The sequence below is a fragment of the Pseudorhodoferax aquiterrae genome (assembly GCF_014652235.1).
GTDB classification, from domain to species: domain Bacteria; phylum Pseudomonadota; class Gammaproteobacteria; order Burkholderiales; family Burkholderiaceae_C; genus Pseudorhodoferax; species Pseudorhodoferax aquiterrae.
The window spans coordinates 92961-118121 of sequence record NZ_BMYK01000021.1 but is presented as its reverse complement, the minus strand read 5'-3'; the positions used below and the strand labels follow the sequence as shown (position 1 = coordinate 118121).

At 70.4% G+C, this 25161-nt stretch carries 24 protein-coding genes and 2 tRNA genes; 11 read left to right on the top strand and 15 right to left on the bottom strand.

Features of this window, described 5'->3' with window-relative positions:
- Positions 1 to 90: 90 nt before the first annotated feature.
- Both IE209_RS24915 and IE209_RS24910 read right to left on the bottom strand, forming a co-directional pair.
- A complete protein-coding gene (locus IE209_RS24915) occupies positions 91 to 723 on the bottom strand; it encodes a response regulator (protein WP_056673440.1) in 633 nt (210 codons plus the stop codon).
- A 276-nt stretch (positions 724 to 999) separates the two neighbouring features.
- Positions 1000 to 2010 carry an aldo/keto reductase gene (locus IE209_RS24910; RefSeq protein WP_189689571.1) on the bottom strand — a complete coding sequence of 337 codons (1011 nt, stop codon included), beginning with the start codon at positions 2008 to 2010 and terminating at the stop codon, positions 1000 to 1002.
- A 101-nt stretch (positions 2011 to 2111) separates the two neighbouring features.
- Here IE209_RS24910 and IE209_RS24905 point away from each other — a divergent pair, with 101 nt between their 5' ends.
- Complete coding sequence (locus tag IE209_RS24905; protein ID WP_189689570.1) at positions 2112 to 2540, top strand: glycine zipper 2TM domain-containing protein; 429 nt, start codon at positions 2112 to 2114, stop codon at positions 2538 to 2540.
- A 30-nt stretch (positions 2541 to 2570) separates the two neighbouring features.
- Here IE209_RS24905 and IE209_RS24900 read toward each other — a convergent pair whose 3' ends face one another.
- The 7 genes from IE209_RS24900 to gabT all read right to left on the bottom strand — a co-directional run bounded on the left by IE209_RS24900 (position 2571) and on the right by gabT (position 8560).
- Complete coding sequence (locus tag IE209_RS24900; protein WP_056673431.1) at positions 2571 to 2804, bottom strand: hypothetical protein; 234 nt, start codon at positions 2802 to 2804, stop codon at positions 2571 to 2573.
- Complete coding sequence (locus IE209_RS24895) at positions 2791 to 3138, bottom strand: hypothetical protein (RefSeq protein ID WP_229883030.1); 348 nt, start codon at positions 3136 to 3138, stop codon at positions 2791 to 2793. The genes IE209_RS24900 and IE209_RS24895 overlap by 14 nt, the downstream gene beginning before the upstream one ends.
- Before the next feature lie 84 nt (positions 3139 to 3222).
- Positions 3223 to 3298: transfer RNA gene (locus IE209_RS24890), tRNA-Asn, on the bottom strand.
- A gap of 17 nt (positions 3299 to 3315) precedes the next feature.
- A tRNA-Asn gene (locus tag IE209_RS24885) sits at positions 3316 to 3391 on the bottom strand.
- Between the two features lie 45 nt (positions 3392 to 3436).
- Positions 3437 to 5539 carry a TonB-dependent siderophore receptor gene (locus tag IE209_RS24880; protein ID WP_308433217.1) on the bottom strand — a complete coding sequence of 701 codons (2103 nt, stop codon included), beginning with the start codon at positions 5537 to 5539 and terminating at the stop codon, positions 3437 to 3439.
- Positions 5540 to 5802: 263 nt separating this feature from the next.
- Positions 5803 to 7260 carry an NAD-dependent succinate-semialdehyde dehydrogenase gene (locus IE209_RS24875; protein WP_189689569.1) on the bottom strand — a complete coding sequence of 486 codons (1458 nt, stop codon included), beginning with the start codon at positions 7258 to 7260 and terminating at the stop codon, positions 5803 to 5805.
- 16 nt (positions 7261 to 7276) lie between these two features.
- A complete protein-coding gene (gene gabT / locus IE209_RS24870) occupies positions 7277 to 8560 on the bottom strand; it encodes a 4-aminobutyrate--2-oxoglutarate transaminase (protein ID WP_189689568.1) in 1284 nt (427 codons plus the stop codon).
- A 96-nt stretch (positions 8561 to 8656) separates the two neighbouring features.
- Between gabT and pdxR the strand changes: the two genes are divergently transcribed.
- Positions 8657 to 10147, top strand: a complete 1491-nt coding sequence (gene pdxR / locus IE209_RS24865) for a MocR-like pyridoxine biosynthesis transcription factor PdxR (protein WP_189689567.1) — start codon at positions 8657 to 8659, stop codon at positions 10145 to 10147.
- Positions 10148 to 10233: 86 nt separating this feature from the next.
- Entirely contained in the window at positions 10234 to 11649 is a 1416-nt protein-coding gene (gene aspA, locus IE209_RS24860; protein ID WP_189689566.1) for an aspartate ammonia-lyase, read from the top strand.
- Position 11650: 1 nt separating this feature from the next.
- Here the strand turns inward: aspA and IE209_RS24855 are convergent, their stop codons facing one another.
- The gene (locus IE209_RS24855; RefSeq protein ID WP_189689565.1) at positions 11651 to 12517 is read right to left on the bottom strand and encodes a M23 family metallopeptidase; all 867 of its coding nucleotides are present in this window, start codon (positions 12515 to 12517) and stop codon (positions 11651 to 11653) included.
- 32 nt (positions 12518 to 12549) lie between these two features.
- The gene (locus IE209_RS24850) at positions 12550 to 13236 is read right to left on the bottom strand and encodes a GntR family transcriptional regulator (protein WP_189689564.1); all 687 of its coding nucleotides are present in this window, start codon (positions 13234 to 13236) and stop codon (positions 12550 to 12552) included.
- A gap of 183 nt (positions 13237 to 13419) precedes the next feature.
- Between IE209_RS24850 and IE209_RS24845 the strand changes: the two genes are divergently transcribed.
- The 5 genes from IE209_RS24845 (at position 13420) to IE209_RS24825 (ending at position 19228) form a co-directional block, all read left to right on the top strand.
- The gene (locus IE209_RS24845) at positions 13420 to 14391 is read left to right on the top strand and encodes a Bug family tripartite tricarboxylate transporter substrate binding protein (RefSeq protein ID WP_189689563.1); all 972 of its coding nucleotides are present in this window, start codon (positions 13420 to 13422) and stop codon (positions 14389 to 14391) included.
- A gap of 29 nt (positions 14392 to 14420) precedes the next feature.
- Positions 14421 to 15083: a pyroglutamyl-peptidase I gene (gene pcp / locus IE209_RS24840; RefSeq protein WP_189689562.1), complete on the top strand. Its 663-nt coding sequence runs from the start codon at positions 14421 to 14423 to the stop codon at positions 15081 to 15083.
- 10 nt (positions 15084 to 15093) lie between these two features.
- Positions 15094 to 15852: a LamB/YcsF family protein gene (locus IE209_RS24835; RefSeq protein WP_189689561.1), complete on the top strand. Its 759-nt coding sequence runs from the start codon at positions 15094 to 15096 to the stop codon at positions 15850 to 15852.
- Positions 15852 to 17429: a 5-oxoprolinase subunit B/C family protein gene (locus tag IE209_RS24830; RefSeq protein WP_189689579.1), complete on the top strand. Its 1578-nt coding sequence runs from the start codon at positions 15852 to 15854 to the stop codon at positions 17427 to 17429. Before IE209_RS24835 ends, IE209_RS24830 begins: the two co-directional genes overlap by 1 nt.
- 80 nt (positions 17430 to 17509) lie before the next feature.
- On the top strand, positions 17510 to 19228 hold the full coding sequence (locus tag IE209_RS24825) for an acetyl/propionyl/methylcrotonyl-CoA carboxylase subunit alpha (protein ID WP_189689578.1): 1719 nt from the start codon (positions 17510 to 17512) through the stop codon (positions 19226 to 19228).
- 185 nt (positions 19229 to 19413) lie between these two features.
- On the opposite strand, the gene IE209_RS24820 is transcribed toward IE209_RS24825, so the two are convergent.
- Genes IE209_RS24820 through IE209_RS24810 form a run of 3 tightly spaced genes read right to left on the bottom strand, consistent with a single transcriptional unit; the run spans position 19414 to position 22819 of the window.
- Positions 19414 to 20682 carry an SAM-dependent methyltransferase gene (locus IE209_RS24820; RefSeq protein ID WP_189689560.1) on the bottom strand — a complete coding sequence of 423 codons (1269 nt, stop codon included), beginning with the start codon at positions 20680 to 20682 and terminating at the stop codon, positions 19414 to 19416.
- Positions 20679 to 21458 (bottom strand): DUF1365 domain-containing protein, encoded by a 780-nt coding sequence (locus IE209_RS24815; protein WP_189689559.1) that lies wholly within the window; start codon positions 21456 to 21458, stop codon positions 20679 to 20681. The genes IE209_RS24820 and IE209_RS24815 overlap by 4 nt, the downstream gene beginning before the upstream one ends.
- Positions 21455 to 22819 (bottom strand): NAD(P)/FAD-dependent oxidoreductase, encoded by a 1365-nt coding sequence (locus IE209_RS24810; RefSeq protein WP_189689558.1) that lies wholly within the window; start codon positions 22817 to 22819, stop codon positions 21455 to 21457. Before IE209_RS24810 ends, IE209_RS24815 begins: the two co-directional genes overlap by 4 nt.
- A 232-nt stretch (positions 22820 to 23051) precedes the next feature.
- On the opposite strand from IE209_RS24810, the gene IE209_RS24805 reads away from it, so the two are divergent.
- Genes IE209_RS24805 through IE209_RS24795 form a run of 3 tightly spaced genes read left to right on the top strand, consistent with a single transcriptional unit; the run spans position 23052 to position 24689 of the window.
- Positions 23052 to 23606 (top strand): sigma-70 family RNA polymerase sigma factor, encoded by a 555-nt coding sequence (locus IE209_RS24805; RefSeq protein ID WP_229883029.1) that lies wholly within the window; start codon positions 23052 to 23054, stop codon positions 23604 to 23606.
- Complete coding sequence (locus IE209_RS24800; RefSeq protein WP_189689556.1) at positions 23603 to 24265, top strand: ChrR family anti-sigma-E factor; 663 nt, start codon at positions 23603 to 23605, stop codon at positions 24263 to 24265. Before IE209_RS24805 ends, IE209_RS24800 begins: the two co-directional genes overlap by 4 nt.
- 28 nt (positions 24266 to 24293) lie before the next feature.
- A complete protein-coding gene (locus IE209_RS24795) occupies positions 24294 to 24689 on the top strand; it encodes a tautomerase family protein (RefSeq protein ID WP_189689555.1) in 396 nt (131 codons plus the stop codon).
- A 4-nt stretch (positions 24690 to 24693) separates the two neighbouring features.
- Here the strand turns inward: IE209_RS24795 and IE209_RS24790 are convergent, their stop codons facing one another.
- Positions 24694 to 25122, bottom strand: coding sequence for a DUF2177 family protein (locus IE209_RS24790; RefSeq protein ID WP_229883028.1), 429 nt, complete (start codon positions 25120 to 25122; stop codon positions 24694 to 24696).
- Positions 25123 to 25161 lie beyond the last annotated feature (39 nt).

The following is a 25161-nucleotide window of genomic DNA, read 5'->3' as shown; positions in this document are numbered from 1 at the left end:
CAAGTACCCACCAAAGAAAATGCCAGTCAGCGCTTAACTGACTGGCATTGGCTCGGTGGAGCCCCTTTTCCATGGCGTACTCTCAAGCGATCAATCGATGAGCTTGTTCTTGAGCGCGTAGTAGGTCAGGTCGCTGTTGGAGCTCAGGTTGAGCTTTTCCATCAGCCGCGTGCGGTAGGTGCTGACGGTCTTGACGCTCAGCGACAGGGTCTTGGCGATGTCGCCCGCGGTCTCGCCCTTGGCCAGCTTCAGGAAGACCTGGAACTCGCGTTCGGACAACTGCTCGTGCGGCGCCTCGTCACCCTTGCGGTTGATCTGCTGGGCCAGCAGTTCGGCCACGGCGGGCGTGATGTAGCGCCGTCCCATCGCGACCGTGCGGATCGCATTGACGATCTCCATCGGGTCGCATTCCTTGTTCAGGTAGCCGCTGGCGCCCTGGCGGATCAGGTTCATCGCGTAGTGCTCCTCCGGGTAGCCCGAGAGGATGAGGATGCCAAGGTCCGGCGCCTTGGCGCGGATCATGGCGAGCACGTCGATGCCGGTCTGTCCGGGCATGGACAGGTCCATCAGCAGCACATCCATCTCTGTGTTGCGGACCAGGTCGATGGCTTCGCGACCGCTGGCAGCTTCGCCGACCACGCGCAGGTCCACGTGGTCCGAGAAGAACTGCCGCAGACCTGAACGCACGATGGCGTGGTCATCCACGATGCCGACTTTGATCATCTGGCTCCTTCCGGTGAAGCGTGTTGTTGCTGTGGAAGGAGTTGTACTTGGGCCGCTCTGGAGCGTCTGTAGGACAGCGGCCAAATCAGGCCCGCGCAGGAGCGCGCAGCGGAATCTGGCGACGGCGTCGGCACGTTGGACTGCCGATCTGTCAGGTGCGGGTACTGGCCGCACCGCCGTCGCCGTGAATGTAGGCCGCGGCTCTGGCTGCCACAAGACGTCGCGCCGCAGTCCGTCGGACAGGGCGTGACATTTGTCGTGTTCGAGCGCGCGTTCTCAAGCGGCCCGGGCCTGGCGACCGACGACGGGATACGACGGGTCGGTGTAGCCAGGTGTGGAAGGATGGCCCGGCGGCACCAGGCGGTTGACGATGGCTTCGTCCTCGGCGGTGAGTGCGTGGTCCAGTGCGGGCAGGTAGTCCTTCCACTGCGCCAAGGTGCGCGGGCCGGCGATGACCGATGACACTGCGCCGCTGCCCAGCACCCAGGCGGTGGCGAACTGCGCCAGCGTGATGCCGCGGTCCTGCACATGCGCATGCAAGGTCTGCGCGATCTGCAGCGACTCGTCGCGGAATTCGGTTTCCATCACGCGCTTTTCGCCGCGGCCCACGCGACTGTCGGCGGCCGGCGTCGCGCCTGGCAAGTACTTGCCCGACAGGATGCCGCGCGCGATCGGACTGTAGGGCACGACCCCGAGACCGTATTGGCGACAGGCCGGAAGGATCTCGACCTCGGGCATGCGGTTGAGCAGGTTGTAGTACGGCTGGCAGACGGCCGGGCCGGGCATGTTCAGGCGTTGCGCAAGGTGCGCTGCTTCGGCGATGCGCCAGCCGCGGAAGTTCGACAGGCCCCAGTAGCGGATCTTGCCGGCGCGCAGCAAGGTGTCGATGGCACGCAGCGGCTCCTCGAGGTCCAGCCCGTCGAAGTCGCGGTGCAGGTAGTAGATGTCGATGTGGTCGGTGCGCAGGCGTCGCAGGCTGTTTTCCACCTCGGTCAGCACCCAGTGGCGCGAATAGTGGCTGTGGTTGGGTGCGTCGGCCATCTTGTTGCCCAGCTTGGTCGCCACGATCCAGTGCTGGCGACGGCCGGCCAGGATCTGGCCCAGCATCTCCTCGGAGGCGCCCTGCTTGTAGACGTCGGCCGTGTCGAGGAAGTTGACGCCGTGCTCCTGCGCATGCGCGACGATGTCGCTGGCCTCGGGCAGGGCCGTCTGGTCGCCGAACATCATCGTGCCCAGGCACAGGGTGGAAACGCGCAGGGGACTCTTGCCGAGAGGGCGGTAATGCATGGGTGCTCCGGTGTCACGCAGGGTGGGTGGCGCATGCTCGCCGGCCCGTCACCATAATGACGCCTCCGTTTTCCTTGAGGCCTCGGTCTGGCGCTGCCGCGATGAACAAGCGATGGATCTGCATGGTACTGGCGCTCTCGTCAGGGGGCGCCTCGCCGTCCATGGCGCAAGAGCAGGTCCAGCTGCTGTCGGCCGCGCCGGTGGTGCAGCAGGTGTGCCAGGTCGTGCAAGAGGTGGCGCCGCAAGGGGACACCGGCACCGGTGCCTTGCTGGGCACGGTGGCGGGCGGTGTCGCCGGCAACCGCTTCGGCAGCGGGGAAGGGCGCGCGCTGGCGACCTTGTTCGGCGTGTTGCTGGGTGCCCTGTGGGGCGAACGCATCGAAGGCCGGCCCGCACCCCGGATGCAGCAGGTGCGGCACTGCACCCTGCAGGGCGTGTTGCCGCAGGCTGTGCCCCTGCAGCCAGGCAGCGCCATGCGGACGCAGCCAAGCCCGCCGCCGATCGGTGGCGCGGACGATTCGGACGATTGAAACGAACGGGCAGCGCGGGCGCTGCCGGGCTCAACGGGCGAGTAGTTCGTCCAGTTCCTTGCAGGACGGTGCGCAGACGGCTTGCGACTTGCCGATGACCTTGCGCGTGCCCAGCTGGGAACGCAGGCGGTGCTTGCCGCACAGGAAGCAGGACATCGTGGAGCCGCCCATCGACGTACCAGCGGTGAAGGGCGAACCGGAGACCTTGGTCTTGTAGCGCAGCCCGTCAGCCAAGATTGCGGTTTTCACTTCAGCTTTGGCCATTGGCGGAACTCTCCCTGGGTATTTGCATTGCGCGCTGGATCACGGTCCTGGCCTGCTGCTCGGCGGCCACGGATGCATCCAGTGGCGAACGGCACAGGCCAGCGACCTCATACTGCGTATTTTCGTACAACTCGGAGGCTGCTGGATGTTCGGCCAGCAAATCCCGCAGTGCATCGCTCGGTTTCACAGTCCGCAACGCGGCCTCCAGGCGTGCCACGACGGCCTGGTATTGCGCGGGATCGACGGCGATGCGGCTGTGCTCCAGACGTTCCAACAGCGCAGCCAGAATGCGGACGGGGGCGAGTTCGGTGGGGGCAGAGGGTTGGGTCTTCATGCTCCGAAGATGGCGTCGAACCCCGCCAATGCAAGCGGCAAAGCAAAAGGCCCTGCATCGTGCGATGCAGGGCCTCGGGCTTCCTGGCTCCTCAACCTGGGCTCGAACCAGGGACCTACGGATTAACAGTCCGGCGCTCTACCGACTGAGCTATTGAGGAATGGATCGGTAAATTTCTGGCTCCTCAACCTGGGCTCGAACCAGGGACCTACGGATTAACAGTCCGGCGCTCTACCGACTGAGCTATTGAGGAACGGTAGCCCATGATTATAGCGTCTTTTTTGCGACTTTCCGGCGCTCAGAAGTCCGCCTGCATCGCAAGGCGCAACGTGCGCGGTGCGCCCGTGAACAGATAGACATGGCCGAACTGCGTCGGCGACTCCTTGTAGTAGCGGCGGTCGAACAGGTTCTCGACGCCGAGCGTCCAGCGCGTGGCGGTGCCGCCGAGCCTGGTCGCATAGCGCAGTGCGACATCGACACGGGTCCACGAGGGCAGTTCGATCGATGCATCGGGCAGGACGGAGCGACGGCCTTCGTGCACCACGGCGCCGTCCAGCGCGAGGCCTGGGACGCTGGCGACGGCATACGAGGCGCGGCCGCGCAGCACCAGCTTGGGCACGTTGACGGGGCGGGTGCCGTTGAGGGAGGCGTTGGCACTGCCGCGGCGCTTCGCGTCGAGCACGGTGGCGCCGCCGTCGAGTCGCCATGGGCCGCCGCGCCAGCCCAACGTGCCTTCCAGGCCCTGGTGGACGGCCTCGCCGTCGTAGGCGCCGGTGCAACCGTCGCCGCAGCTGTCGATGTTCGTCATGGGGCGAACGATGCGGAACCAGGCGACCTGCCAGCTCCAGCTGGCATCGCCGCCCTTGGCGCCGACTTCCTGTTGGCGCGACTTGCGTATGGGCAGGGCGACCCCGGGATTCAGGTACTGGCTTGTCTTGTTCGGCACCAGGTAGGACTCGGTGCCCTGGCCATAGCTCGCATAGAGCAAGGGGCCTCCCTGCAATTGGTAGCCGAGCGCGAGCCATGGCGTGTTCACGCTGGCGTCGTATGCGGTGGGCCGCGAGCCGTCCGTGCGCACGCTCTCTCGGTCCAAGTGCGTGTGGCGCAGGCCCAACCAGGTGGTCCATTGCGGTGACCAGCGGATGGTGTCCTGCAGCGACAACTCCAGCGAGCGCTCGTCGCGGTTGGTGTTGAAGTCGGTCAGCGCGGGATCGGGCGACGTGACGGCCGATCCATCCACATTGCCCGTGCCCACGTAGTTGTAAGCCTGATCCTGGAAGCGGTTGCGCACACGCGAGGAGAGCAGACCGACCGACACGTCGTGCGCGATGCTGCCTGTCGTGAACTTGCCCTTGAGCTTCACCTGCGCAGCGGTCAAGCGGCGCCGTTCGTTCTCGCTGCGGAAGTCGTACATGTCGTAGCTGCCATCGCTGCAGTAGCGCGTGTAGTCGTCTTCAGCACCGCAACCGAACGCATAGGCCAGCCGGTCATCCGTCTTCAAGCGCTGCTGTCCCACCTGGGCCGACCAGCGCCAGTCCGCATTCAGTGCCTGCTCGATGCGCAGCGTGCCCGTCAGCGCGCCGAACACCGAAGGCTGCGACCAGGGCTGGTTGTTGAGGTTCAGGTGCGGGCTGGGCACGGGCGCCAGCCGGTTGCCCAGCAGGCTGTAGCCGGCCTGGCTGGGCTGCGACTTGTGGCTCCACTCCAGTTCTGCCTCGACCAGCGTGTCACGGCCCACGCGCCAATCGGCCGCGAGCGCGACCAGGCTGCGTTCGCCCTTCAGGTCGTCGATGCGCGGGCGCAGCGTCTCGTGCGCCACGTTGAAGCGGTAACCGAACTGGCGGTCCACGCCGAAGCGCCCGCCCAGGTCGATCGCACCCAGCACGCCGCCGCGGCCGGAGACTTCCACCGTGGCGCTGCGCAGGTCCTTCTCGGTCGGACGCTTGACCACGTAGTTCACGAGCCCGCCCGGCGCGCTGGTGCCGGCCTGGATGCCGCTCGTGCCCTTGAGGATCTCGACGCGCTCCTTGTTGTCCAGCGGGATCGAGGTCTCCGCGCTGATGGGCAGGCCCTCGCGCCGGTAGTTGAAGCGGTTGTCCAGCGTGAAGCCGCGGATGCTGAGGTAGTCCCAGTAACCGGGCGAGTTGTAGGCATCGGTGACCGAGGCGTCGAAGCTGGTCAGGTCGGCCAGCCGGCGCGCCCCGCTGGCCTGCAGCGCCGCGGCATCGATGACAACGGCCGAGATCGGCAACTCGTTGAGCGGCTGGTCGCCGAAGCCGGTCACGTCGCCTTGGGGCGGCTGGTTGCCGGACTGCACGGTCACGGCCGGAAGGCTGGCTGTCTGGGCCGTGGCCATGGAGGCCAGGCAGGCCAGTGCGGCAGCACAGGCCTGGGTCAGCAAGAAAGAAGGATGGTTTGCCACAACGTGTTCACGTCATAGCAGGTCGGCCTGACGGATCGCATGGGCGGTGGACGCCGGTCGGCGCGCACGGCCCAACCGGGTCAATGCTTCCCTGCGCGAGGATTAACTCGGGCCGCCGACCTTGCGGGTTGGCGGGACAGGTTCCAAGGGTGTGATCTCAGCCGAACCGGTCGCAAGACCAGGCCAGCACCCCTAGCAGACGCGAATTGTAGTGGCGTGTGACGCCGGTGTGACGGCCGGACTCAGCCCAGTCCGCCCAGGCAGACGTACTTGGTTTCGAGGAATTCCTCGATGCCGTACTTGGAGCCCTCGCGGCCCAGGCCCGACTGCTTGACGCCGCCGAACGGCGCCTCGGCCGTGGAGATGAGGCCGGTGTTCACACCCACCATGCCGGACTCCAAGCGCTCGGCCACGCGCATGATGCGGCCGATGTCGCGGCTGTAGAAGTAGGCGGCCAGACCGAACTCGGTGTCGTTGGCCTGGGCGATGACCTCGTCCTCGCTGTCGAAGGCGAAGATCGGCGCCAAGGGGCCGAAGGTCTCCTCCTTGGCGAACAGCATGTCGGGCGTGGCGCCGCCGACCACCGTGGGCTCGTAGAACTGGCCGCCCGGCGCATGGCGCTTGCCGCCGGTCAGCACCTGGCCGCCCTTGGCCACGGCATCGGCCACATGCTCCTCGATCTTGGCCACGGCCTTGGCGTCGATCAGCGGGCCCTGCGTGACGCCGGCCTCCAGGCCGTTGCCGACCTTGAGCGCCCGGACCTTGGCCACGAGCTTTTCCGTGAAGGCCTGCAGCACGCCGCGCTGCACGTAGAGCCGGTTGGCGCAGACACAGGTCTGGCCCGTGTTGCGGTATTTGGAGACCATCGCGCCCTCGACGGCAGCGTCGATGTCGGCATCGTCGAACACGATGAAGGGCGCGTTGCCGCCCAATTCCAGAGAGAGCTTCTTGATCGTGTCGGCCGACTGGCGCATCAGCGTGCGGCCGACCTCGGTGGAGCCCGTGAAGGTCAGCTTGCGCACCACCGGGTTGCGCGTCATCTCGCCGCCGATCTCCGCGGCAGAGCCCGTCAGCACCGACAGCAGGCCCTTGGGCACGCCCGCGCGCGCCGCCAGTTCGGCGAAGGCCAGCGCCGAGTAGGGCGTCTGCGTGGCCGGCTTGACCACCATGGAGCAGCCGGCCGCGAGCGCCGGCCCGGCCTTGCGCGTGAGCATGGCGGTCGGGAAGTTCCAGGGCGTGATCGCCGCCGTGACGCCGATGGGCTGCTTGAGCGCGAGGATGCGCTTGTCGCCGCTGGTGGCCGGGATGGTGTCGCCATAGACGCGGCGCGCCTCCTCGGCGAACCACTCGATGAACGAGGCGGCGTAAACGATCTCGCCCTTGGCCTCGGCCAGCGGCTTGCCCTGCTCGGTGGTCATGATTAGCGCCAGGTCGTCCTGGTGGGCCAGCATGAGGTCGTTGAGCCTGCGCAGCACGGCGGCGCGCTCCTTGGCCGGCACCTCGCGCCAGGCGCGCTGGGCCACGGCCGCAGCGGCGATGGCGCGCGCGGTCTCGGCCGTGCCGCACATGGGGATGGTGCCGATCCGCTCCCCGTTGGCCGGGTTGGTCACGGCCGTGGTCTTGCCGCTGTCCGCATCCACCCACTCGCCGGCGATGAAGGCCTGCTGGCGCAGCAGGCCGGGGTCCTTGAGTTGCAGCATGGTCGGTTCCTTGGTGTCAGGCCTGCAGGGCCGCGGCCAGGATGTCCAGGCCTTCGTCCAGCAGCGCATCCTCGATGGTGAGCGGGAACAGGAAGCGGATCACGTTGGCGTGCACGCCGCAGGTCAGTAGGAGCAGGCCGGCATCGCGGGCGCGGTCCTGCGCTTTCTTGGTGAAGACGGGGTCCGGCGTGCCGTCGGCCTGCGCGAACTCCACGGCCACCATGGCGCCCAGGCCGCGCACGTCGCTGATCTGCGGCACGGCCTGGCGCAGCGCATTCAGGCGCGACGTCAGCCGCTGGCCCAGGCGCCCGGCACGTGCGCTGAGCTGCTCGTCTTCGATCACGTCGAGCACGGCATGGGCGGCCGCGATGGACAACGCGTTGCCGGCGTAGGTGCCGCCCAGGCCGCCGGGCGCCGGTGCGTCCATGATCTCGGCACGGCCGACCACACCCGACAGCGGCAGGCCGCCGGCCAGGCTCTTGGCCACCGTCATGAGGTCGGGCAGCACGTCGTAATGCTCCATCGCGAACAGCTTGCCGGTGCGGCCGAAGCCGGTCTGGATCTCGTCGGCGATCAGCACGATGCCGTGGCGGTCGCAGACCTCGCGCAGCGCCCGCATGAACTCCGGCGGTTGCACGTAGAAGCCGCCTTCGCCCTGCACGGGCTCGACGATGATGGCCGCCACCTGTTCGGGATCGATGTCGGCCTTGAACAGCTGCGTCAGCGCGGCCAGCGACTGCTGGACCGTGGTGCCGTGCAGCGCAACGGGCGCCGGCACGTGGTAGATGCTGCCGGGGAGGGGGCCGAAGCCGGTCTTGTAGGGCACGACCTTTCCTGTCAGCGCCATGCCCATGAAGGTGCGGCCATGGAAGGCGCCCGTCAGGGCGATCACGCCGGGGCGGCGTGTGTACGCACGGGCGATCTTGATGGCGTTCTCCACGGCCTCGGCGCCGGTGGTGAAGAAGGCCGTTTTCTTGGCGTGCTGCCCGGGCGTCAGCGCGTTCAGTCGCTCGGCGAGCGCGACCACGCTTTCGTAGGGCACGACCTGGTAGGCGGTGTGCGTGAAATGCTCGAGCTGGTCCTTGACCGCCTGCATCACGCGCGGGTGGCGGTGGCCGGTGTTGAGCACCGCGATGCCGGAACCGAAGTCGATGTAGCGGCGGCCTTCCACGTCCCAGATCTGCGCGTTCTCGGCGCGCTCGGCGTAGATCTGAAAGCCGATGCCCACGCCGCGCGGCGTGGCGGCGACGCGGCGCGCGTCGATCTGCTGGTTGGTGCTGGTTTCAAGGGCGGTGGTCATGGCGGGTGCGGGCATGCAAGGCCTGGGGTTGACTGGACACGGCGGCAGTCTACGAATACATTGATTCCAACAAAAGAACCAACTTTCTTATATTCAATGGAGCCAATTTCAGGCCAGGAAGCGCAGGCACTGCCAGACTTCGTGCTGCAGCAGTTCGCGCCCGGCAACGGCGAGTACAACCACCAGCAGCTCTACCGCATCCTGCAGGGCGGCATTCGCCAGTCCACGCTGGCGCCGGGTCTCAAGCTGCCGCCCACGCGCGCCATGGCGCAGGCCCTGGGCATCGCACGCAACACGGTCGTGCAGGTCTACGAACAGCTCGTGCTGGAAGGCCTGGCCCAGGCCGGCGTGGGCCGCGGCACCTACGTGGCCGAGGCGGCGCCGGGCTTCGTCGGCCGTGTGCGTGCCGCGCCGCGCGGCGGCGGTGCGGACGCCTCGCCGCTCTCGCTGCGCGGGTCCGACCTGGTGCAGGGCGCGCTGGCCAGCCCTTTGCAGTGGGGTGCGTTCACGCCCGGCGTGCCCGAGGTGCGCATGTTCCCGGCCAAGGTCTGGAGCCGGCTGCAGAGCCAGGCCTGGCGCGAGGTGCAGCCGGCCCATCTGAGCTATGCCACGGGCGCCGGCCACCCGGCCTTGCGCGAGGCCATCGCCGACTACCTGGGCGGCACGCGCGGCGTGGCCTGCGATGCCGCCCAGGTGGTGGTGACCAGCGGCACGCAGCAGGCGCTGCACCTGGTGGCGCATCTGCTGGCCGACAGCGGCGACCGGGTCTGGCTCGAGGACCCGGGCTACTGGGGCGCGCGCGCCATGTTCCGCGCGGCCGGCCTGACGCTGGAACCCGTGGATCTGGACGCCGAAGGCCTGGCGCCCAGCGCGCCGCAGCTGGAAAAGCCGCCGCGGCTGATGTTCCTCTCGCCCGCCCACCAGTACCCCACGGGCGTGCTCATGAGCCACGGCCGGCGCCGCCAGCTGCTGGACTACGCCGCGCGCCACCGCGTCTGGATCGTCGAGGACGACTACGACAGCGAATTCCGCTTCGCCGCCCGGCCGCTGCCTGCGCTGCAGGGCCTGGACGAGCAGGGCCGTGTGCTCTACCTCGGCACCTTCTCCAAGACCCTGTACCCCTCGCTGCGCCTGGCCTATCTGGTGTTGCCGCGCGACCTCGTCGAGAGCTTCACGCGTGCGCTCAACGAGCTCTACCGCGAAGGCCAGACGCTGCAGCAGGTGGTGCTGGCGCGCTTCCTGCGCGAGGGCCACTACGCGCGCCACATCCGGCGCATGCGCAGTGTCTACGCCACGCGCCGCGCCGCGCTGATCGAGGCCGTCACGGCGCGCTTCGGCACACGCCTCCCGCTGCTGGGCAGCGATGCCGGGCTGCACCTGGTGCTGGGACTGCCGCATGCGGTGGACGATGCCGCCGTAGCCGACCAAGCCCTGGCCGCCGGCGTGATGACGCGGCCGCTGTCGATGTACAGCCTGCGCCGGCCGGCGCCGCACAAAGGCCTGGTGCTGGGCTACGGCGCGGTGACCGAACCCGAGATCCGCGCCGGTTTCGCGCGCCTCGCGGCCGTGCTGGCGCGGCATGTCTGAGCCCGGCAAGCCGGCATGCAAACTCGGCATGTACGCGCCGTAGGTGCGCTCCTACACTGGGGCGACCACCACCCAAGAGATTCCAGATGAGCACCCCCGCGTTCCGCATCGAGCACGACCTGTTGGGCGACCGCGAGGTGCCGGCCGAGGTCTACTACGGCGTGCACACGCTGCGCGCGGTCGAGAACTTCCCGATCACCGGCACCGCGATCTCGATCTATCCCGAACTCATCAAGGCCCTGGCGTGCGTCAAGCAGGCCGCGGCCCACGCCAACCACGAGCTGGGCCTGCTGGATGAGACGCGCTGCAAGGCCATCTCGGCCGCCTGCGACGAGTTGCTGGCCGGCCAACTGCACGAGCAGTTCGTCGTCGACGTGATCCAGGGCGGCGCCGGCACCTCGACCAACATGAACGCCAACGAGGTCATCGCCAACCGCGCGCTCGAACTGCTGGGCCATGCCAAGGGCCAGTACCAGCATCTGCACCCCAACGAGCAGGTCAACATCGGCCAGAGCACCAACGACGTCTACCCCTCGTCGCTCAAGATCGCCACCTGGTTCGGCATCGCCGGCCTGGTCGACGCGATGGAGGTGCTGCGCCAGTCCTTCGCGCGCAAGGCCGAGGAGTTCAAGGACATCCTCAAGATGGGCCGCACCCAGCTTCAGGACGCCGTGCCCATGACGCTGGGCCAGGAGTTCGGCACCTATGCCGTGATGATCGAGGAAGACCAGCAGCGCCTGCGCGAGGCCGTGCTGCTGATCTGCGAGATCAACATGGGCGCCACCGCCATCGGCACCGGCATCACGGCGCACCCGGACTATGCGCCGCTTGTCTTGAAGCACCTGCAGCGCATCACCGGCATCCCGCTGGTCACCGCGCCCAACCTGATCGAGGCCACGCAGGACTGCGGCGCCTTCGTGCAACTGTCCGGCGTCCTCAAGCGCGTGGCCGTCAAGCTGTCCAAGATCTGCAACGACCTGCGCCTCCTGTCCAGCGGCCCGCGCGCCGGCTTCAACGAGATCAACCTGCCGCCCATGCAGGCCGGCTCCAGCATCATGCCGGGCAAGGTCAACCCGGTGATCCCGGAGGTGGTGAACCAGGTCGCGTTCGAGGTGATCGGCAACGACATCACGGTCAGCTTCGCGGCCGAGGCCGGGCAGCTGCAGCTCAACGCCTTCGAGCCCGTCATCGCGCACAGCCTGTTCAAGAGCGTGGCCCACCTGCGCAGCGCCTGCCTCACGCTGGCTTCGCGCTGCGTGGACGGCATCACGGCCAATGCCGAGCACCTGCGCGGCCTGGTCGCCAACTCCATCGGCATCGTGACGGCGCTGAACCCCTACATCGGCTACGCCAACGCCACGGCCGTGGCGCAGGAGGCGCATGCCACGGGCGGCAGCGTCTACGCCATCGTGCTGGCCAAGGGCTTGCTGACCAAGGAGCAGCTGGACGCCATCCTGCGGCCCGAGGTGCTGACGCAGCCCACGCCGCTGGTGCGGCCCTGATTCACACGTCGATGAACAGCGCCGGGTCCACCATCGCCCGGTTCAGCATCACCGACCAGTGCAGGTGCGGTCCGGTCACGCGGCCGGTCGCGCCCACCTTGCAAAAGGCCTCGCCCGCGCGCAGCGCGTCGCCCGGCTTCACGTCCATCGCGCTCAGGTGGCAGTACATGCTCAGCAGGCCGGCGCCATGGTCCAGCCAGACCGTGCCGCCGTTGAAGAAGTAGTCGCCGACGTCGATCACGCGGCCGTCCAGCGGTGCCCGCACAGCCGTGCCCGTGGCGGCCGCGATGTCCATGCCGCTGTGCGGATTGCGGGCCTGGCCGTTGAACACGCGGCGCAGGCCGAAGGAACTCGAACGCCGGCCCGGCACGGGCACCCGCATCCGCAGCTGCGCGGGCACGGCCGGGCTGAAGGTGGCCATCACGCCGGCCAGGTGTTCGCGTTCGCGCTCATAGCGGGCCTGGTCTTCGGGCGAGAGGTCCACGGTGCGCGGCGAGACCGTCAGCCGCTGCTCCTGGTACTTCTTGGCCGCGATGCGGTAGGGCAGGCGCCGCGGCGCCGCGCCGGGCATGGAAACGCTGATCGCGGCTTCTCCGGGTTGGGCCGCCAGCGCAATGCCCACCAGGGCCGTCCATTCGATGGCGTCGCCGAGCACGAGCAGCGGCAGATCGCCAGCATGGGCCTGCGGGCGCGTGGGGGCCGGGCCCAGCGACAGGCGGGCCACGCCACCGGGCACCGCGGCCGGGCGCGGCCACATGTCGGGCGGCGCAGGGGGCTGTTTCCTGGCGGGTGCGGCCTGCAGCGCGGGCGGGACCAGCAGGCTGGCGGCGGAGAGCAGGGCGGTGCGGCGGGCGAAGCGGGAAGGCATGCACCGATTGTGGCCGGCGGGCCAATGCCCCTTCAGCCGGGCGCGCCGGTCTCCGCGAGCCGGCGCGCATAGACCGCCAGCACGATGCGCTCGGAATGCACCAGGTAGTCCTGCAGCGCCGCCGCGGCCTCGGCGTAGCGGCCGGCCTCGGTCAGCTCCAGGATCTTCACGTTCATGTCCACATAGGGCGCGTGCAGGAACTCGGCGTCCTGCAGCATGCCGAAGGCGAGCCGCAGTTCGGCCAGGATGGGCTTGAACATGCCGTTGAGCCGTTCGCTGTCGGCCAGTTCGACGACCGCCATGTGAAAGTCCATGTTGGCGGTGCCCACGCCCGGCCAGTCGGCCGCAGCGCGGCGTGCCATGGCGGCTTCCACCGCCGTGCGCATGCGCTTCTTGGCCGGGTGCCGCGGATAGGCCTGGGCCAGGGCCTGGCATTCGATGAGCCGGCGCACGCGGTAGATGTCGATGATGGACGCGATGCTGGGCACCGCGACGCAGACACCCCGGTTGGGCGCGTGCGTGACCAGCCCGTCCCGCGTGAGCATGCGGAAGGCCTCGCGCAGCGTGTTGCGCGAGACCCCCAGGTTCTCGCTCAGGCTCTGCTCGGGCAGGCGCTGGCCTGGGGCGAGTTCGCCTGCGGCGATCTGTTGGCGCAAGCGGGCCGCCAGGCGTTCGGCGAGGTTGGCGTCTGCAGCGGTGTCGGGGGCAGCGGTTGGCATGGAGCAGGCTTTTAGCAGAAAGCACGGCCGCCCGGGGTGTTGAGCACTTCAAAAGAATTTTGGGACAGGGACTTGATTTGCGTGACTGCCGAAACTACGATTGTTCAACAATCTGAATTTCAATGTTCCATCATTCATTTGAGATTGTTGTCCATTCCTCGTCCCTCCTGCCTGGAGTCCTGCATGTTCCACCGCATCCCCGCGCTCGCCGCCGCTGCCCTGCTGGCCTGGTTGCCCCTTGGGGCCACCGCGTCCGACTACCCCGCCAAGCCCATCCGCATCGTCGTGCCGTATGCGGCCGGCGGCTCCACCGACACGCTGGCGCGATTGGTGTCCGAGCGTCTGGGCAAGCAGCTGGGCCAGCCGGCCGTGGTGGACAACCGACCGGGCGCCAGCGAGCAGATCGCGATCACCCATGTCGCCAAGTCGGCGCCGGACGGCTACACGCTGCTGCTGTCCACGCTGAGCGGCCTGGCCGTGAACCCCGGGCTCTACCCCAAGCTGCCCTACGACGTGCAGAAGGACCTCACGCCCATCGTGCTGGCCGCCACCGTGCCCAGCGTGGTGGTGGTCCATCCCTCCGTGCCCGTGAAGACCATGGCCGAACTGGGCAGCTACCTCAAGAGCAAGCCGGGCAGCGTGAGCTACGCCTCGGCCGGCGCCGGCACGCCCAGCCACCTGGGCATGGAGTACTACAAGCGCGCCATCGGCGTCGACCCCGTGCACGTGCCCTACAAGGGCGGCGCGCCGGCGCTGCAGGACGTGATGGGCGGGCAGGCCCAGCTCATGATGGCGCTGGTGCCCGAGGCCATGCCCATGGTCAAGGGCGGGCGGCTGCGCGCGCTGGCCGTCACGAGCGGCAAGCGCCTGGCCAGCTACCCCGAGCTGCCCACGGTGGCCGAGTCGGGCGGCCAGGATCTGGACGTGACCTTCTGGTACGGCTTCGTCGCGCCGGCCGGCACACCGGCGGCCATCGTGGCCAGGCTCAACCAGAGCATCAACCAGATCCTGGCCGAGAAAGACGTGCAGGCCAGGCTCGCGGAGATGAACCTCGAGGTGGTGGGCGGCGCACCCGCACAATTGACGGCCTTGATCAAGTCCGACGCGGCCCGCTGGAAGAAGGTGATCGACGAGGCCGGCATCAAGGTCGACTGATCGCCTTGCCACCGAGGATGCAGATGTCCATGCCCCGACCCGCTGTGCCGCCCACCGTGCTCGTGACCGGCTTCGAGCCCTTCGACCAGGACCCGGTCAACCCGTCCTGGGAGGTCGCCCGCGCGCTGGACGGCTGGGATGGCGGCGGTGCCACCGTGCGTGCCGTGCAGCTGCCCTGCGTCTTCGGCCTGGCGGTCGAGCGGCTGGACCAGGCGCTGGCGCAGTGGCAGCCGCGGCTGGTCGTGGGCCTGGGTCTGGCCGCAGGCCGCAGCGAATGGACGCCCGAACGCGTGGCCATCAACTGCGACGACGCGCGCATCCCCGACAACGCCGGTCGCCAGCCCGTGGACCAGGCCGTGGTGCAGGGCGGGCCGGCCGCCTACTTCTCCACGCTGCCGGTCAAGGCCATCGTGCAGTCCCTGCGCGCCGCGGGCCTGCCGGCCTCGGTCTCCAACACGGCCGGCACCTTCGTCTGCAACCATGTCTTCTACGCGCTGATGCACCGGCTGGCCGAGCGGCCCGGCGTGCGCGGCGGCTTCGTCCACGTGCCGGCCCTGCCCGAGCAGGCCGCCCGCCACCCGGGCCTGCCCAGCATGGCCCTGGACACCCAGGTCCAGGCCCTGCGCGTGACGCTGCGCACGGCGCTGGCCGTCACCGAAGACATCGTCGCCGTCGGCGGCCAACTGCATTGAAAGGAACCCCATGCGCATCGACCTCAACAGCGACCTCGGCGAGAGCCTGGGCGCCTGGACCATGGGCGACGACGCCGCCATGCTGTCCATCGTTTCCAGTGCCAACGTGGCCTGCGGCTTCCATGCCGGCGACGCGGCCGGCATCCTGCAGACGCTGCGCGCGGCCGCCGCGCGCGGCGTGGCCGTGGGCGCCCACGTGGCCTACCCGGACCTGGCCGGCTTCGGCCGGCGCAACATGGATGTGGCCAGCGCCGACCTGCAGGCCGACGTGATCTACCAGATCGGCGCGCTGCAGGGCTTGGCCAAGGTCGCCGGCACGCGCGTGCGCTACGTCAAGCCCCATGGCGCCCTGTACAACACCATCGCGCACGACCGGCCCCAGGCCGGCGATGTGATCGCCGCGATCCGCGCCATCGACCCGACGCTGGTGCTGGTCGCGCTGGCCGGCGCACCGCTGGTGAACTGGGCGCGCGAGGCCGGCCTCACCGTGGTGTCCGAGGCCTTTGCCGACCGGGCCTACACCCCGGAGGGCACGCTGGTCTCGCGCCGCGAGAAGGGCGCGGTGCTGCACGATGCGCAGGCCGTGGCCGCGCGCATGCTGAGGCTCGCGCGCGAAGGCGTGGTCGAGGCCATCGACGGCAGCAGCGTGCGCGTGCAGGCCGATTCCATTTGCGTGCACGGCGACAGCCCGGGCGCCGTGGCCATGGCGCGCGAGGTGCGCGCAGTGCTCGAGCAGGCCGGCGTGGCGGTGCAGGCCTTCGCCGCATGATGCGTTTTTTGCCCGTCAACCTGGACGCGCTGCTGGTCGAGCTCGACGACCTGCCGCAGACGCTGGCGCTGCTGGCCTCCTTGCAGGAACAGCCGCTGGCCGGCGTGGAGGAACTCGTGCCCGCGGCCCGCACCATCCTGGTCCGCTTCCGGCCCAGCGCGGTGTCGGCCCAGTCTCTGGCCACGGCCATCGCGGGCCGTGGGCTGGACCGGGCGGCAGAGCGCAGGGGCCAGCTGGTCGAGATCCCCGTGGACTACCGCGGCGAAGACCTGGACGAAGTGGCCCGCTTGCTGGGCGCCACGCGCGAGCAGGTCATCGCCTGGCACACCGGCAGCGAGTACACCGTGGCCTTCACGGGCTTCGCGCCGGGCTTCGCCTACCTGAGCGGTGGCGACCCGCGCCTGGTGGTGCCGCGCCGCAAGACGCCGCGCACCCAGGTGCCGGCCGGGTCGGTGGCGCTGGCCGGCGATTTCAGTGCCGTCTATCCGCAGCAGAGCCCGGGCGGATGGCAGCTGATCGGCGTGACCGACACGCCCATGTGGGATCTCGCGCGGGCGGTGCCCGCGCTGCTGCAGCCCGGCTTTCGCGTGCGCTTCGTCGATGCCACGGGCCGGCCGCGGCCGGCGCGCAGCAGCGCGCCCGCCGCTGCGCCTGCCCCTGCGGCTGCCGCGGACGGCCCCGCGCTCGAGATCCTGCGGCCGGGATTGCAGGCCTTGTTCCAGGACCTGGGCCGCCATGGCCAGGCCGGGCAGGGCGTTTCGGCCTCGGGCGCGCTCGACCAGGGCGCGCTGCGCATGGCCAACCGGCTGGTCGGCAATGCCGCAGGCAGCGCGGTGCTGGAGATCGTGGACGGCGGCTTCGCGCTGCGCAGCCACGGCGAGACGGTGCTGGCGGTGGCGGGTGCCCGGGGGCCGCTCACGCGCAGCGATGCCGCCGGCCGGCGCTGGCCCTTGCTGCGGCACGAGGCCTTCGCGTTGGCCGATGGCGACCTGCTGGAGATCGGCGCGCCCGAGGCCGGCCTGCGCAGCTACCTCGCGGTGCGCGGCGGCTTCGCGGTCGCGCCCGTGCTGGGCAGTTGCGCCACCGACACGCTGGCCAAGGTGGGGCCGCTGCCGCTGCGCGCGGGCGAGCGACTGGCCGTGCAGCCCACCGCCCACGGTGTGGTCGGCGCGCCCGAGCTGCCGCCGCCACTGCCGGACATGCAGCAGGTCGTGGTGCTCGACGTGGTGCCCGGCCCGCGCACCGACTGGTTCACCGACGAGGCGGTCGCGCTGTTCGCCGCGCAGACCTGGACCGTCACGCCCCAGTCCAACCGCGTGGGGCTGCGCCTGGCCGGCGCACAGGCGCTCGCGCGCATGCGGCACGACGAGTTGCCCAGCGAAGGCACGGCCCTGGGCGCGATCCAGGTGCCGGCCAGCGGCCAGCCCGTGCTGTTCCTGGCCGACCATCCGCTCACGGGCGGCTACCCCGTGATCGCGGCCGTCGCACCGCACCACCTCGACTTGGCCGGGCAGATCCCGATCGGCGCCCGCATCCGCTTCAACCCCATCCGCGCGTTCGCGCCCATCGAACCATGAACATGACCCCCACGCTCGTCGCTGCGCGTACTTCGCTGCCCCCCGAGGGGGCGCCGCATGCCTTGGGGCGGCCCGGCGGCATGCGGAAAGTCCTGATCGCCAACCGGGGCGAGATTGCGGTGCGCATCGCCCGTGCCTGCGCCGACTATGGCGTGCAGTCCGTCGCTGTCTACGCAGACCCGGACCTGGATGCCTTGCACACCCGTGTGGCCGACGAGGCCTGGGGCCTCTCGGGCAGCCGCCCGGCCGACACCTACCTCTGCATCGACAAGCTGCTCGACATCGCCAGCAAGAGCGGCGCCGACGCCGTCCACCCCGGCTACGGTTTCCTGTCCGAGAACGCCGGCTTTGCCCAGGCCGTGATCGACGCCGGCCTGACCTGGATCGGCCCGCCGCCCGCCGCCATCGCGGCCCTGGGCGACAAGGTGCAGGCGCGCAAGCTCGCGCTGGAGGTCGGTGCGCCGCTGGTGGCCGGCACGCCCGGCCCGGTGCAGGGCGCCGACGAGGTGCTGGCCTTCGCCGAGCGCCATGGCCTGCCGATCGCGATCAAGGCGGCCTATGGCGGCGGCGGCCGCGGCATCAAGGTGGCGCGCGCGATGGACGAGGTGGCCGACCTCTACGCCTCGGCCGTGCGCGAGGCCGTGGCCGCCTTCGGGCGCGGCGAATGCTTCGTCGAGCAGTTCCTGGACAAGCCGCGCCACGTCGAGGCCCAGGTCATTGCCGACACGCACGGCCGCGTCGTCGTGCTGGGCACGCGCGACTGCTCGCTGCAGCGGCGCAACCAGAAGCTCGTGGAGGAGGCGCCGGCGCCGTTCCTGACCGACGCGCAGCGCGCGCGCATCCACCAGTCCGCCAGGGACATCTGTGCGCGCGCCGGCTACGTGGGCGCCGGCACGGTGGAATTCCTGCTCAGCGCCACGGGGGCGATCTCCTTCCTGGAGGTCAACACGCGGCTGCAGGTCGAGCATCCGGTGACGGAAGAGACCGCCGGCATCGACCTCGTGGTGGAGCAACTGCGCGTGGCCGATGGCCTGCCCCTGTCCATCACCGAGACGCCGGTGCCCAAGTGCCACGCCTTCGAATTCCGCATCAATGCCGAGGACGTGGGCCGCGGTTTCCTGCCGGCACCGGGCCCCGTCACGGTGTTCGAGGCCCCCGGCGGCCCCGGCGTGCGCGTGGACACGGGCGTGGTCGCGGGCTCCGTGGTGCCGGGCAGTTTCGACTCGCTGATGGCCAAGCTCATCGTGACCGGCGCCACGCGTGGCGAGGCCATCGCGCGGGCGCGCCGCGCGCTCGGGGAGTTCCGCATCGAAGGCCTGGCCTCGGTCCTGCCCTTCCACCGCGCCGTGATGGACCATGCGGACTTCACGGGCGAGGCCTTTGCGGTGCACACGCGCTGGATCGAGACCGACTTCGCCAACGACCTGGCCGCGGCCGTGCCCGCCACCCGCGCGCCCGACCCGGCCTTGCTGCGCACGGCCATCGAAATCGATGGCCGGCGCGTGCAACTGGGCCTGCCGGCCGCGCTGCTGGGCGGCCTCGCGGCGGCGTCGCCGGCCACCGCTGTGCCGGCCGAGCCTGCTGCAGACCCCGCGGTGCTGACCGCGCCGGTGGCCGGCACGGTGGCCGCCTGGAAGGTGGAGGACGGCGCCACCGTGGCGCAGGGCGAGCTCGTCGCCGTCATGGAGGCGATGAAGATGGAGACGCAGGTGCTGGCGCAGCGCGCCGGCACGCTGGCGCGGCTGGCGGCGCCGGGCGCGTACGTGACGGCCGGGGCGCCGCTGGCGCGCATCGACTGAAGGCCCGGCCCTTGCCATGCGGCGCCGGGCCGTGCGGCGCATGCACGCTGGTCAGCGCATGTCGGCGCCCTGCGGGCCGATGAATGCCGCGCCCGAGCGGGGCAAGCCGGGCCCGGTCAGGATGCCGGCCTGTGGAGCAGCAACCGCTGCGCCTCAGCGTCACGTTATCGCCGCGGCTTGTTCGATCAGCCCGGGGCCTTGGCGGCCGACGCATCCTCCGCATGGCGCAGCGTGTACAAGCCCACATCCACGCGCCCGCTGCGAAAGCCGGCCTCGCAGTAGCAGAGGTAGTACTCCCAGAGCCGCTTGAAGCGCAGGTCGAACCCCTGGGCCGCGATGGTCGGCCAGGCCGCGAGGAAGCGCCTGCGCCACTCGACCAGCGTGGCGGCGTAGCTCTGGCCGAACAGCAGTTCCTCCTGCAGCACCAGACCGGCGCGTGCCGCCTGTTCGCGCAGCGCGGAGGGCGAGGGCAGCATGCCGCCCGGGAAGATGTAGCGCTGGATGAAATCGGCGCCGCGCCGGTAGCCCTCGAAATGCGCATCGGCGATGGTGATGGCCTGCAGCACCGCGTGCCCGCCCGGCGCCAGCCGCTCGCGCAGTGTGGCGAAGTAGGTCGGCCACCAGGCCTCGCCCACGGCCTCGACCATCTCGATGGAGACGATGCGCGCGTAGCGGCCCTGCACGTCGCGGTAGTCCTGCAGGCGCAGGTCCAGTTGCTGCGCACAACCCGCGGCCAGCGCGCGCTGGCGCGCGAAGGCGAGCTGCTCGGTGGACAGGGTCAGTCCGGTGACCCGCGCCCCGCGCCGCTGCGCCAGGGCCAGCGCGAGCGCGCCCCAGCCGCAGCCGATCTCCAGCACGTCGGCCTGCGGCGGCGCATCGACGAGCGCGACGATGCGGTCCAGCCGTTCGGCCTGCGCCTCTTCCAGCGTGGCCTCGGGCCGCCGGTACAGCGCGCTGGAGTACAGCATGCTCGCGTCCAGCCATTGGGCATAGAAGTCGTTGCCCAGGTCGTAGTGGAAGGCGATGTTGTCGCGGCTGCCGCGCCGGGTGTTGGCGCGGCGCACATGGGCCAGCCGCGCCAGCCAGCGCGCCCCGGCCTTGCCCTGCAGGCGCTGCCCGGCCTGCTGGTCGTTGGCCGCGCCGAACTGCAGCAGCGCCACGAGGTCGGGGGTGGACCAGTCGCCGTCGCGGTACGAGCGCGCCAGCCCGAGGTCGCCCTCCGCGGCCAGGCGCCACAGGGGTCGCCAGCGGTGCAGCACGAGCTGGGCCTGCGGGCCCGGCGCGGTGCCGCGCGCGTGCACGCGTTCGCCGTGCGGCAGCACCACCGTGAGCTCGCCGCAGGCCAGGTCGGCCAGCTGGGTGTGCAGCAGGCGGCGCAGCAGCCGGTGCTGCCAGTGGGTGGACAGGGGGGGTGCCGCAGCGGCGCTGGACAGGGTATCGGTGCCTGGCTTCATGGCGTGGTGTCGCGGATGACGAAGGTGACGGGTTCGGCCGGTGCCGGCGGGCGCGGATGCAGGCGCGCACCCTTGGCCCACAGCTGGAGCGCTTCCCAGTGGATGCCGGCAATGACCTTGAGCGTGAGCAGCGGATGCGTGCAGAAGGCGCGCAGCAAGCTGCCGTCGCTGAGCGGGCGGCGCTGCGCGTCCAGTTGCGCCAGCAGCACGGCGCCCTCGGCATCGTGCGTCTGCACGCCGATGCCCAGCCGCTCGCCCGGCGGCCGCACGCGGAAGCGGTAGTGCATGTCCAGCGGCAAGAAGGGCGAGACGTGCATGCGCTTGGCACAGGCCTGCGCTACACACTGTGCATCCTGCGCGGCGTCGACCGGGATCAGGTAGCTGTGGCGCTCGCCGAAGGTGTTGTTGACCTCGTAGAGGATGGCCTGCAGCGCGCCCCCCGGTGCATGGCAGAAGTACACGGCCAGCGGATTGAAGGCATAGCCCAGGATGCGCGGCATGGCCAGCAGCCGGATCGCGCCGCCCGGCGCCAGGCCGGCGGCACGCAACTGGCGTTCCACGTGCGCGCGCGGGCCGGCGGGTTCGCCCGCGCCATGGTCGGCGCCATGGAAGCTGAACAGGTTGAAGCGGTCCAGCGAGAACAGCCGCAGCCGCGCCGCCAGGGCCGGCAACTCGTCCAGGTCCAGCAGCAGCGAGAACACGCGGTAGCGCAGGCGGTGCCTGAGCGGGCGCAGGCGCTGGTGCACCACCTGGCCGGTGTAGAGCGCGCTGTTCATGCGGTGGCTGGCTGCGCCGGCAGCACGATGCGGCCGGATTCGTCGGGCACCGTCCAGGGCCTGCGCACGCCGCCGAGCGCCTCGGCCACGGCCAGTCCGGCCTGCAGTCCGTCCTCGTGGAAGCCGGCGCCGAAGTAGGCACCGCAGAACCAGCTGCGCCGCTGCCCCTGCAGCGACCACAGCCTGGCCTGGGCGCGCAGCGCTTCGGCATCGAACAGCGGGTGCTCGTAGACCTCGGTGCGCACCAGGTGCTCGGGCCGCGGTGGCTGTAGCGGGTTCAGGGTGACGAAGAGCGGGCGATGCTGCGGCAGGCCTTGCAGCCGGTTCATCCAGTAGGTGACGCACAGCGCGTCGGGGCGGGCACGGTCGGCCAGATAGTTCCAGGCCGACCAGACGGCGGGGCGCCTGGGCATCAGTGCGGGATCGCTGTGCAGCACGGCCAGGTTGCGGCTGTAGCCGAAGGCGCCCAGCAGGTGGCGCTCTTCGCCCGTGGCGTCGGGCAGCAGACGCAGGGCCTGGTCGGCGTGGCAGGCCAGCACGACCTGGTCGAAGCGCTGCGGATGCCAGCGCTCGCGCGTGCGCAAGCGCACGCCGGCCGCGTCGCGCTGCACCTCGAGCACGGCACTGTCCAGGTGCAGGCGGTCGCCCAGGCCCTCGGTGAGCCGGCGCACGTAGCTGCGGCTGCCGCCCTGCACGGTGCGCCACTGCGGCCGGCCATTCACCTGCAGCAGCCCGTGGTTCTGGCAAAAGCGCACGAAGGCGGCCGTGGGGTAGCGGCCCACCTGCGCAGCGGGTGTGGACCAGATCGCCGCGGCCATGGGGTACAGGTGGTCCTCGCGCAGCGCTGCACCGTAGCCGTGCTGGTCCAGGTAGTCGTCCAGCGGCTGCAGGCCCGCGGCCCCCGCATCGCCGGGCGCTTCCCGGTAGAAGCGCAGCAGTTCGCGCAGCATGCGCCAAAAGCGCGGGCGCACGAGGTTGCTGCGCTGGGCGAACAGGCTGTTGAGGTTGCTGCCTGCGTACTCGAGGGCGCCGCCGTCCAGACTCACGCCGAAGGACATGTCGGTGGCCTGGGTCGGCACCCCCAGATGGGCGAACAGCGCGGTGAGGTTGGGGTAGGCCGGCTCGTTGTAGACGATGAAGCCAGTGTCCACGGCCACCGTGCCGCCCGGGCCGGGTGCATCCACCGTGTGGCTGTGGCCGCCTGCGCGCCGGTCGGCCTCGAACACGTGGACCTCATGGCGCTGGCCCAGCAGCCAGGCCGCCGAGAGGCCGGCGATGCCGCTGCCGACCACGGCGACACGCAGGCGCCGGCCGCCGGCCGTGGCGGCCGCTGTGTGGGACAAGGTGTGTGCTGGCTGCATGCGCGAAATCCTTGGAAGCCTTGCGGCCATGTTGTCGCCGTTCTACGCGCCGGCAGCCGATTTGGATCTCCCGGTGATCCAGCGCCGCGCGGGCTGCGTAAGATGGACCATGCACCCGCAGCAGCCCGCGTCCCCCGCGCCGACGGAACCCGTCGCGCCAGGGCTGCGCCCTTCCCATCTGTCCATCGTGCCCCCGCCTGGATCCCGCAACGCGCCGCCCAGTCCCGAAGACTTGGCCGGCTGGGTGCGTGCGGTCGCGCAGTCAGGCGACCGGGCCGCCTTCGCCCAGCTGTTCGCCCACTTCGCGCCGCGCATCAAGAGCTATCTGCTGCGCGCCGGCACCGACGATGCGCTGGCCGAAGACCTGGCCCAGGAAACCATGGTGCAGCTGTGGCGCAAGGCCACCCTGTTCGATGCGGCCCAGGCTGGGGCCGCGACCTGGGTGTTCACGATCGCGCGCAACCTGCGTGTGGACCGCTTCCGCCGCCAGGGCGGCGCCGCCGCACTGCAGGAGGACGGGGTCGACATGGACGCCCTGGCCGATGGCGCGCCCGAACCCGCGGCCCAGCTGCATGCCCTGCGCATGGAGCGCCAGGTGCAGGCCGCGCTGCGCCAGCTGCCGGCCGAGCAGGTGCTCGTGCTGCAGCTGTCCTACTACGAAGACCAGCCCCATGCGCGCATCGCCGAGCGGCTGGGCATCCCCCTGGGCACGGTGAAGTCGCGCGTGCGGCTGGCCGTGAACCACTTGCGCCGCCTGCTGGCCGCGTTCGAAGACCCCACGCCATGAGTTCCGAGAGCATCCGACACCACCCCGGCGACGATTTGTTGCTGGCCCTTGCAGCCGGGCAGTTGCCGACTGCGCCTGCGCTGGTGCTCAGCGCCCACGTGGAGGGCTGCGCGCACTGCCGCGAGCAGCTGCGCCTGCTCGAGACCGCGGGCGGCGCGCTGCTGCAGCAACTGCCGCCCGCAGAGCTGCATGCCGATGCGCTGGCACGCGCGCTGGCGGCCATCGACGCGCCGCCCCCGGCGCCGACTCCGGTGCCGGTGCGCGGGCTGCCGCCGTTGCCGGCCGGCGCCCACTGGCCGCGCGCGCTGGCCGGTTGCCGGATCACGCGCTGGCGCTGGATGGCGCCGGGCATGCGCTACGCGCGTGTGCGCGTTCCGCGCGATCCCTCGGCCAACGTGGTGCTGCTCCGCATCGCCGCCGGCATGTACCTGGCCCAGCACACCCACAGCGACCGCGAGCTGACGCAGGTGCTGCATGGCAGCTTCCACGACGGCCGCGCCCACTTCAGCGCCGGCGATTTCGACGCGGCCGACACCCAGGTGCACCACCAGCCCGTGGTGCAGGCCGGCAGCGAATGCGTCTGCCTGGCCTCCATCGAGGGACGGCTGGAGTTCGACGGCTGGTTCGCGCGCCGTCTCGGGGCATTGGTCGGGATGTAGCAGCGCTGCGCTGGCTACCATGCCGGCCATGCCCAGTGCCATCGTCGAGATCCGGACCACCTACGCGCCCGATGTGGAAGTCCAGCTGCTGGAGACGGTCCACGCGGCCATCGTGCAGGCCTTCAAGGTGTCGCCGGTGCACCGCAACGTCACGCTCGTCGTGCATGCGCCGCACCGCTTCCTGGGGCGCACCGACTGCCCCGACCCCGAGCGGCTGACCAACGTGAGCATCTTCGTGCTGCCAGGCCGCTCTGTCGCGGCCAAGCGCAGGCTCTACCAGCTGCTGGTCCAGGGGCTGGAGCGCTTCGGGATTCCGGGGCCCTGTGTCCTCATCCGGCTGCACGAGCTGCCGCCGGAGAACATCGGCGTGCGGGGCGGTCTGCCGGTCTGCGACGTCGAGCTGGGCTATCCGGTCAAGGTCTGATCGATCAGCCCTTCGCCAGCAAGCCGTGGAGCCAGGGCGCGGCTGCCGCGCCGCCCGCCGCCGCTGCCGCCGTGACGAAGCTGCCCCAGGCCAGGTCGGCCAGCGTCACATGCCATGGCCAGTCCCTGAGCACGGCCTGGTTGGTCAGGTCGAAGGTGCCGTAGGCCACGAGGCCCAGCAGCGCACCGTGGCCCAGGGCCGTCAGCAGCGGACGGCGTGCCTCCAGCGCCGGCCCGATGGCGAAGAACACGATGCCGCCCACGTAGAGCAGGTAGAACAGCGCGGCCGGCGCGATGGCGAAGCGCTCGGCCATCAGGTGGCCGATGGCCGGACGGTACAGGCGCTCGGCCATGCTACCCAGCCAGACCGCATCCAGCGCGAGGAAGACGAAAGCGGTGGCGACGTAGGCGATGGCGATCTGGGGCAGCGGCATGGAGGGCTCCGGTGGGTTGTCCGCAGTACGCGGCCGCCG

Excerpts from the sequence above, each read along its gene's own strand:
- IE209_RS24800 (WP_189689556.1), top strand. The coding sequence starts at position 23,603 with ATGAGTTCCGAGAGCATCCGACACCACCCCGGCGACGATTTGTTGCTG.
- IE209_RS24855 (WP_189689565.1), bottom strand. The coding sequence starts at position 12,517 with ATGCCTTCCCGCTTCGCCCGCCGCACCGCCCTGCTCTCCGCCGCCAGC.
- IE209_RS24905 (WP_189689570.1), top strand. The coding sequence starts at position 2,112 with ATGAACAAGCGATGGATCTGCATGGTACTGGCGCTCTCGTCAGGGGGC.
- IE209_RS24795 (WP_189689555.1), top strand. The coding sequence starts at position 24,294 with ATGCCCAGTGCCATCGTCGAGATCCGGACCACCTACGCGCCCGATGTG.
- IE209_RS24915 (WP_056673440.1), bottom strand. The coding sequence starts at position 723 with ATGATCAAAGTCGGCATCGTGGATGACCACGCCATCGTGCGTTCAGGT.
- IE209_RS24910 (WP_189689571.1), bottom strand. The coding sequence starts at position 2,010 with ATGCATTACCGCCCTCTCGGCAAGAGTCCCCTGCGCGTTTCCACCCTG.
- pdxR (WP_189689567.1), top strand. The coding sequence starts at position 8,657 with ATGGAGCCAATTTCAGGCCAGGAAGCGCAGGCACTGCCAGACTTCGTG.
- IE209_RS24790 (WP_229883028.1), bottom strand. The coding sequence starts at position 25,122 with ATGCCGCTGCCCCAGATCGCCATCGCCTACGTCGCCACCGCTTTCGTC.
- IE209_RS24810 (WP_189689558.1), bottom strand. The coding sequence starts at position 22,819 with ATGCAGCCAGCACACACCTTGTCCCACACAGCGGCCGCCACGGCCGGC.
- IE209_RS24815 (WP_189689559.1), bottom strand. The coding sequence starts at position 21,458 with ATGAACAGCGCGCTCTACACCGGCCAGGTGGTGCACCAGCGCCTGCGC.
- IE209_RS24895 (WP_229883030.1), bottom strand. The coding sequence starts at position 3,138 with ATGAAGACCCAACCCTCTGCCCCCACCGAACTCGCCCCCGTCCGCATT.
- IE209_RS24835 (WP_189689561.1), top strand. The coding sequence starts at position 15,094 with ATGCGCATCGACCTCAACAGCGACCTCGGCGAGAGCCTGGGCGCCTGG.
- IE209_RS24830 (WP_189689579.1), top strand. The coding sequence starts at position 15,852 with ATGCGTTTTTTGCCCGTCAACCTGGACGCGCTGCTGGTCGAGCTCGAC.
- gabT (WP_189689568.1), bottom strand. The coding sequence starts at position 8,560 with ATGACCACCGCCCTTGAAACCAGCACCAACCAGCAGATCGACGCGCGC.
- IE209_RS24820 (WP_189689560.1), bottom strand. The coding sequence starts at position 20,682 with ATGAAGCCAGGCACCGATACCCTGTCCAGCGCCGCTGCGGCACCCCCC.
- pcp (WP_189689562.1), top strand. The coding sequence starts at position 14,421 with ATGCCCCGACCCGCTGTGCCGCCCACCGTGCTCGTGACCGGCTTCGAG.
- IE209_RS24825 (WP_189689578.1), top strand. The coding sequence starts at position 17,510 with ATGCGGAAAGTCCTGATCGCCAACCGGGGCGAGATTGCGGTGCGCATC.
- IE209_RS24845 (WP_189689563.1), top strand. The coding sequence starts at position 13,420 with ATGTTCCACCGCATCCCCGCGCTCGCCGCCGCTGCCCTGCTGGCCTGG.
- aspA (WP_189689566.1), top strand. The coding sequence starts at position 10,234 with ATGAGCACCCCCGCGTTCCGCATCGAGCACGACCTGTTGGGCGACCGC.
- IE209_RS24850 (WP_189689564.1), bottom strand. The coding sequence starts at position 13,236 with ATGCCAACCGCTGCCCCCGACACCGCTGCAGACGCCAACCTCGCCGAA.
- IE209_RS24875 (WP_189689569.1), bottom strand. The coding sequence starts at position 7,260 with ATGCTGCAACTCAAGGACCCCGGCCTGCTGCGCCAGCAGGCCTTCATC.
- IE209_RS24900 (WP_056673431.1), bottom strand. The coding sequence starts at position 2,804 with ATGGCCAAAGCTGAAGTGAAAACCGCAATCTTGGCTGACGGGCTGCGC.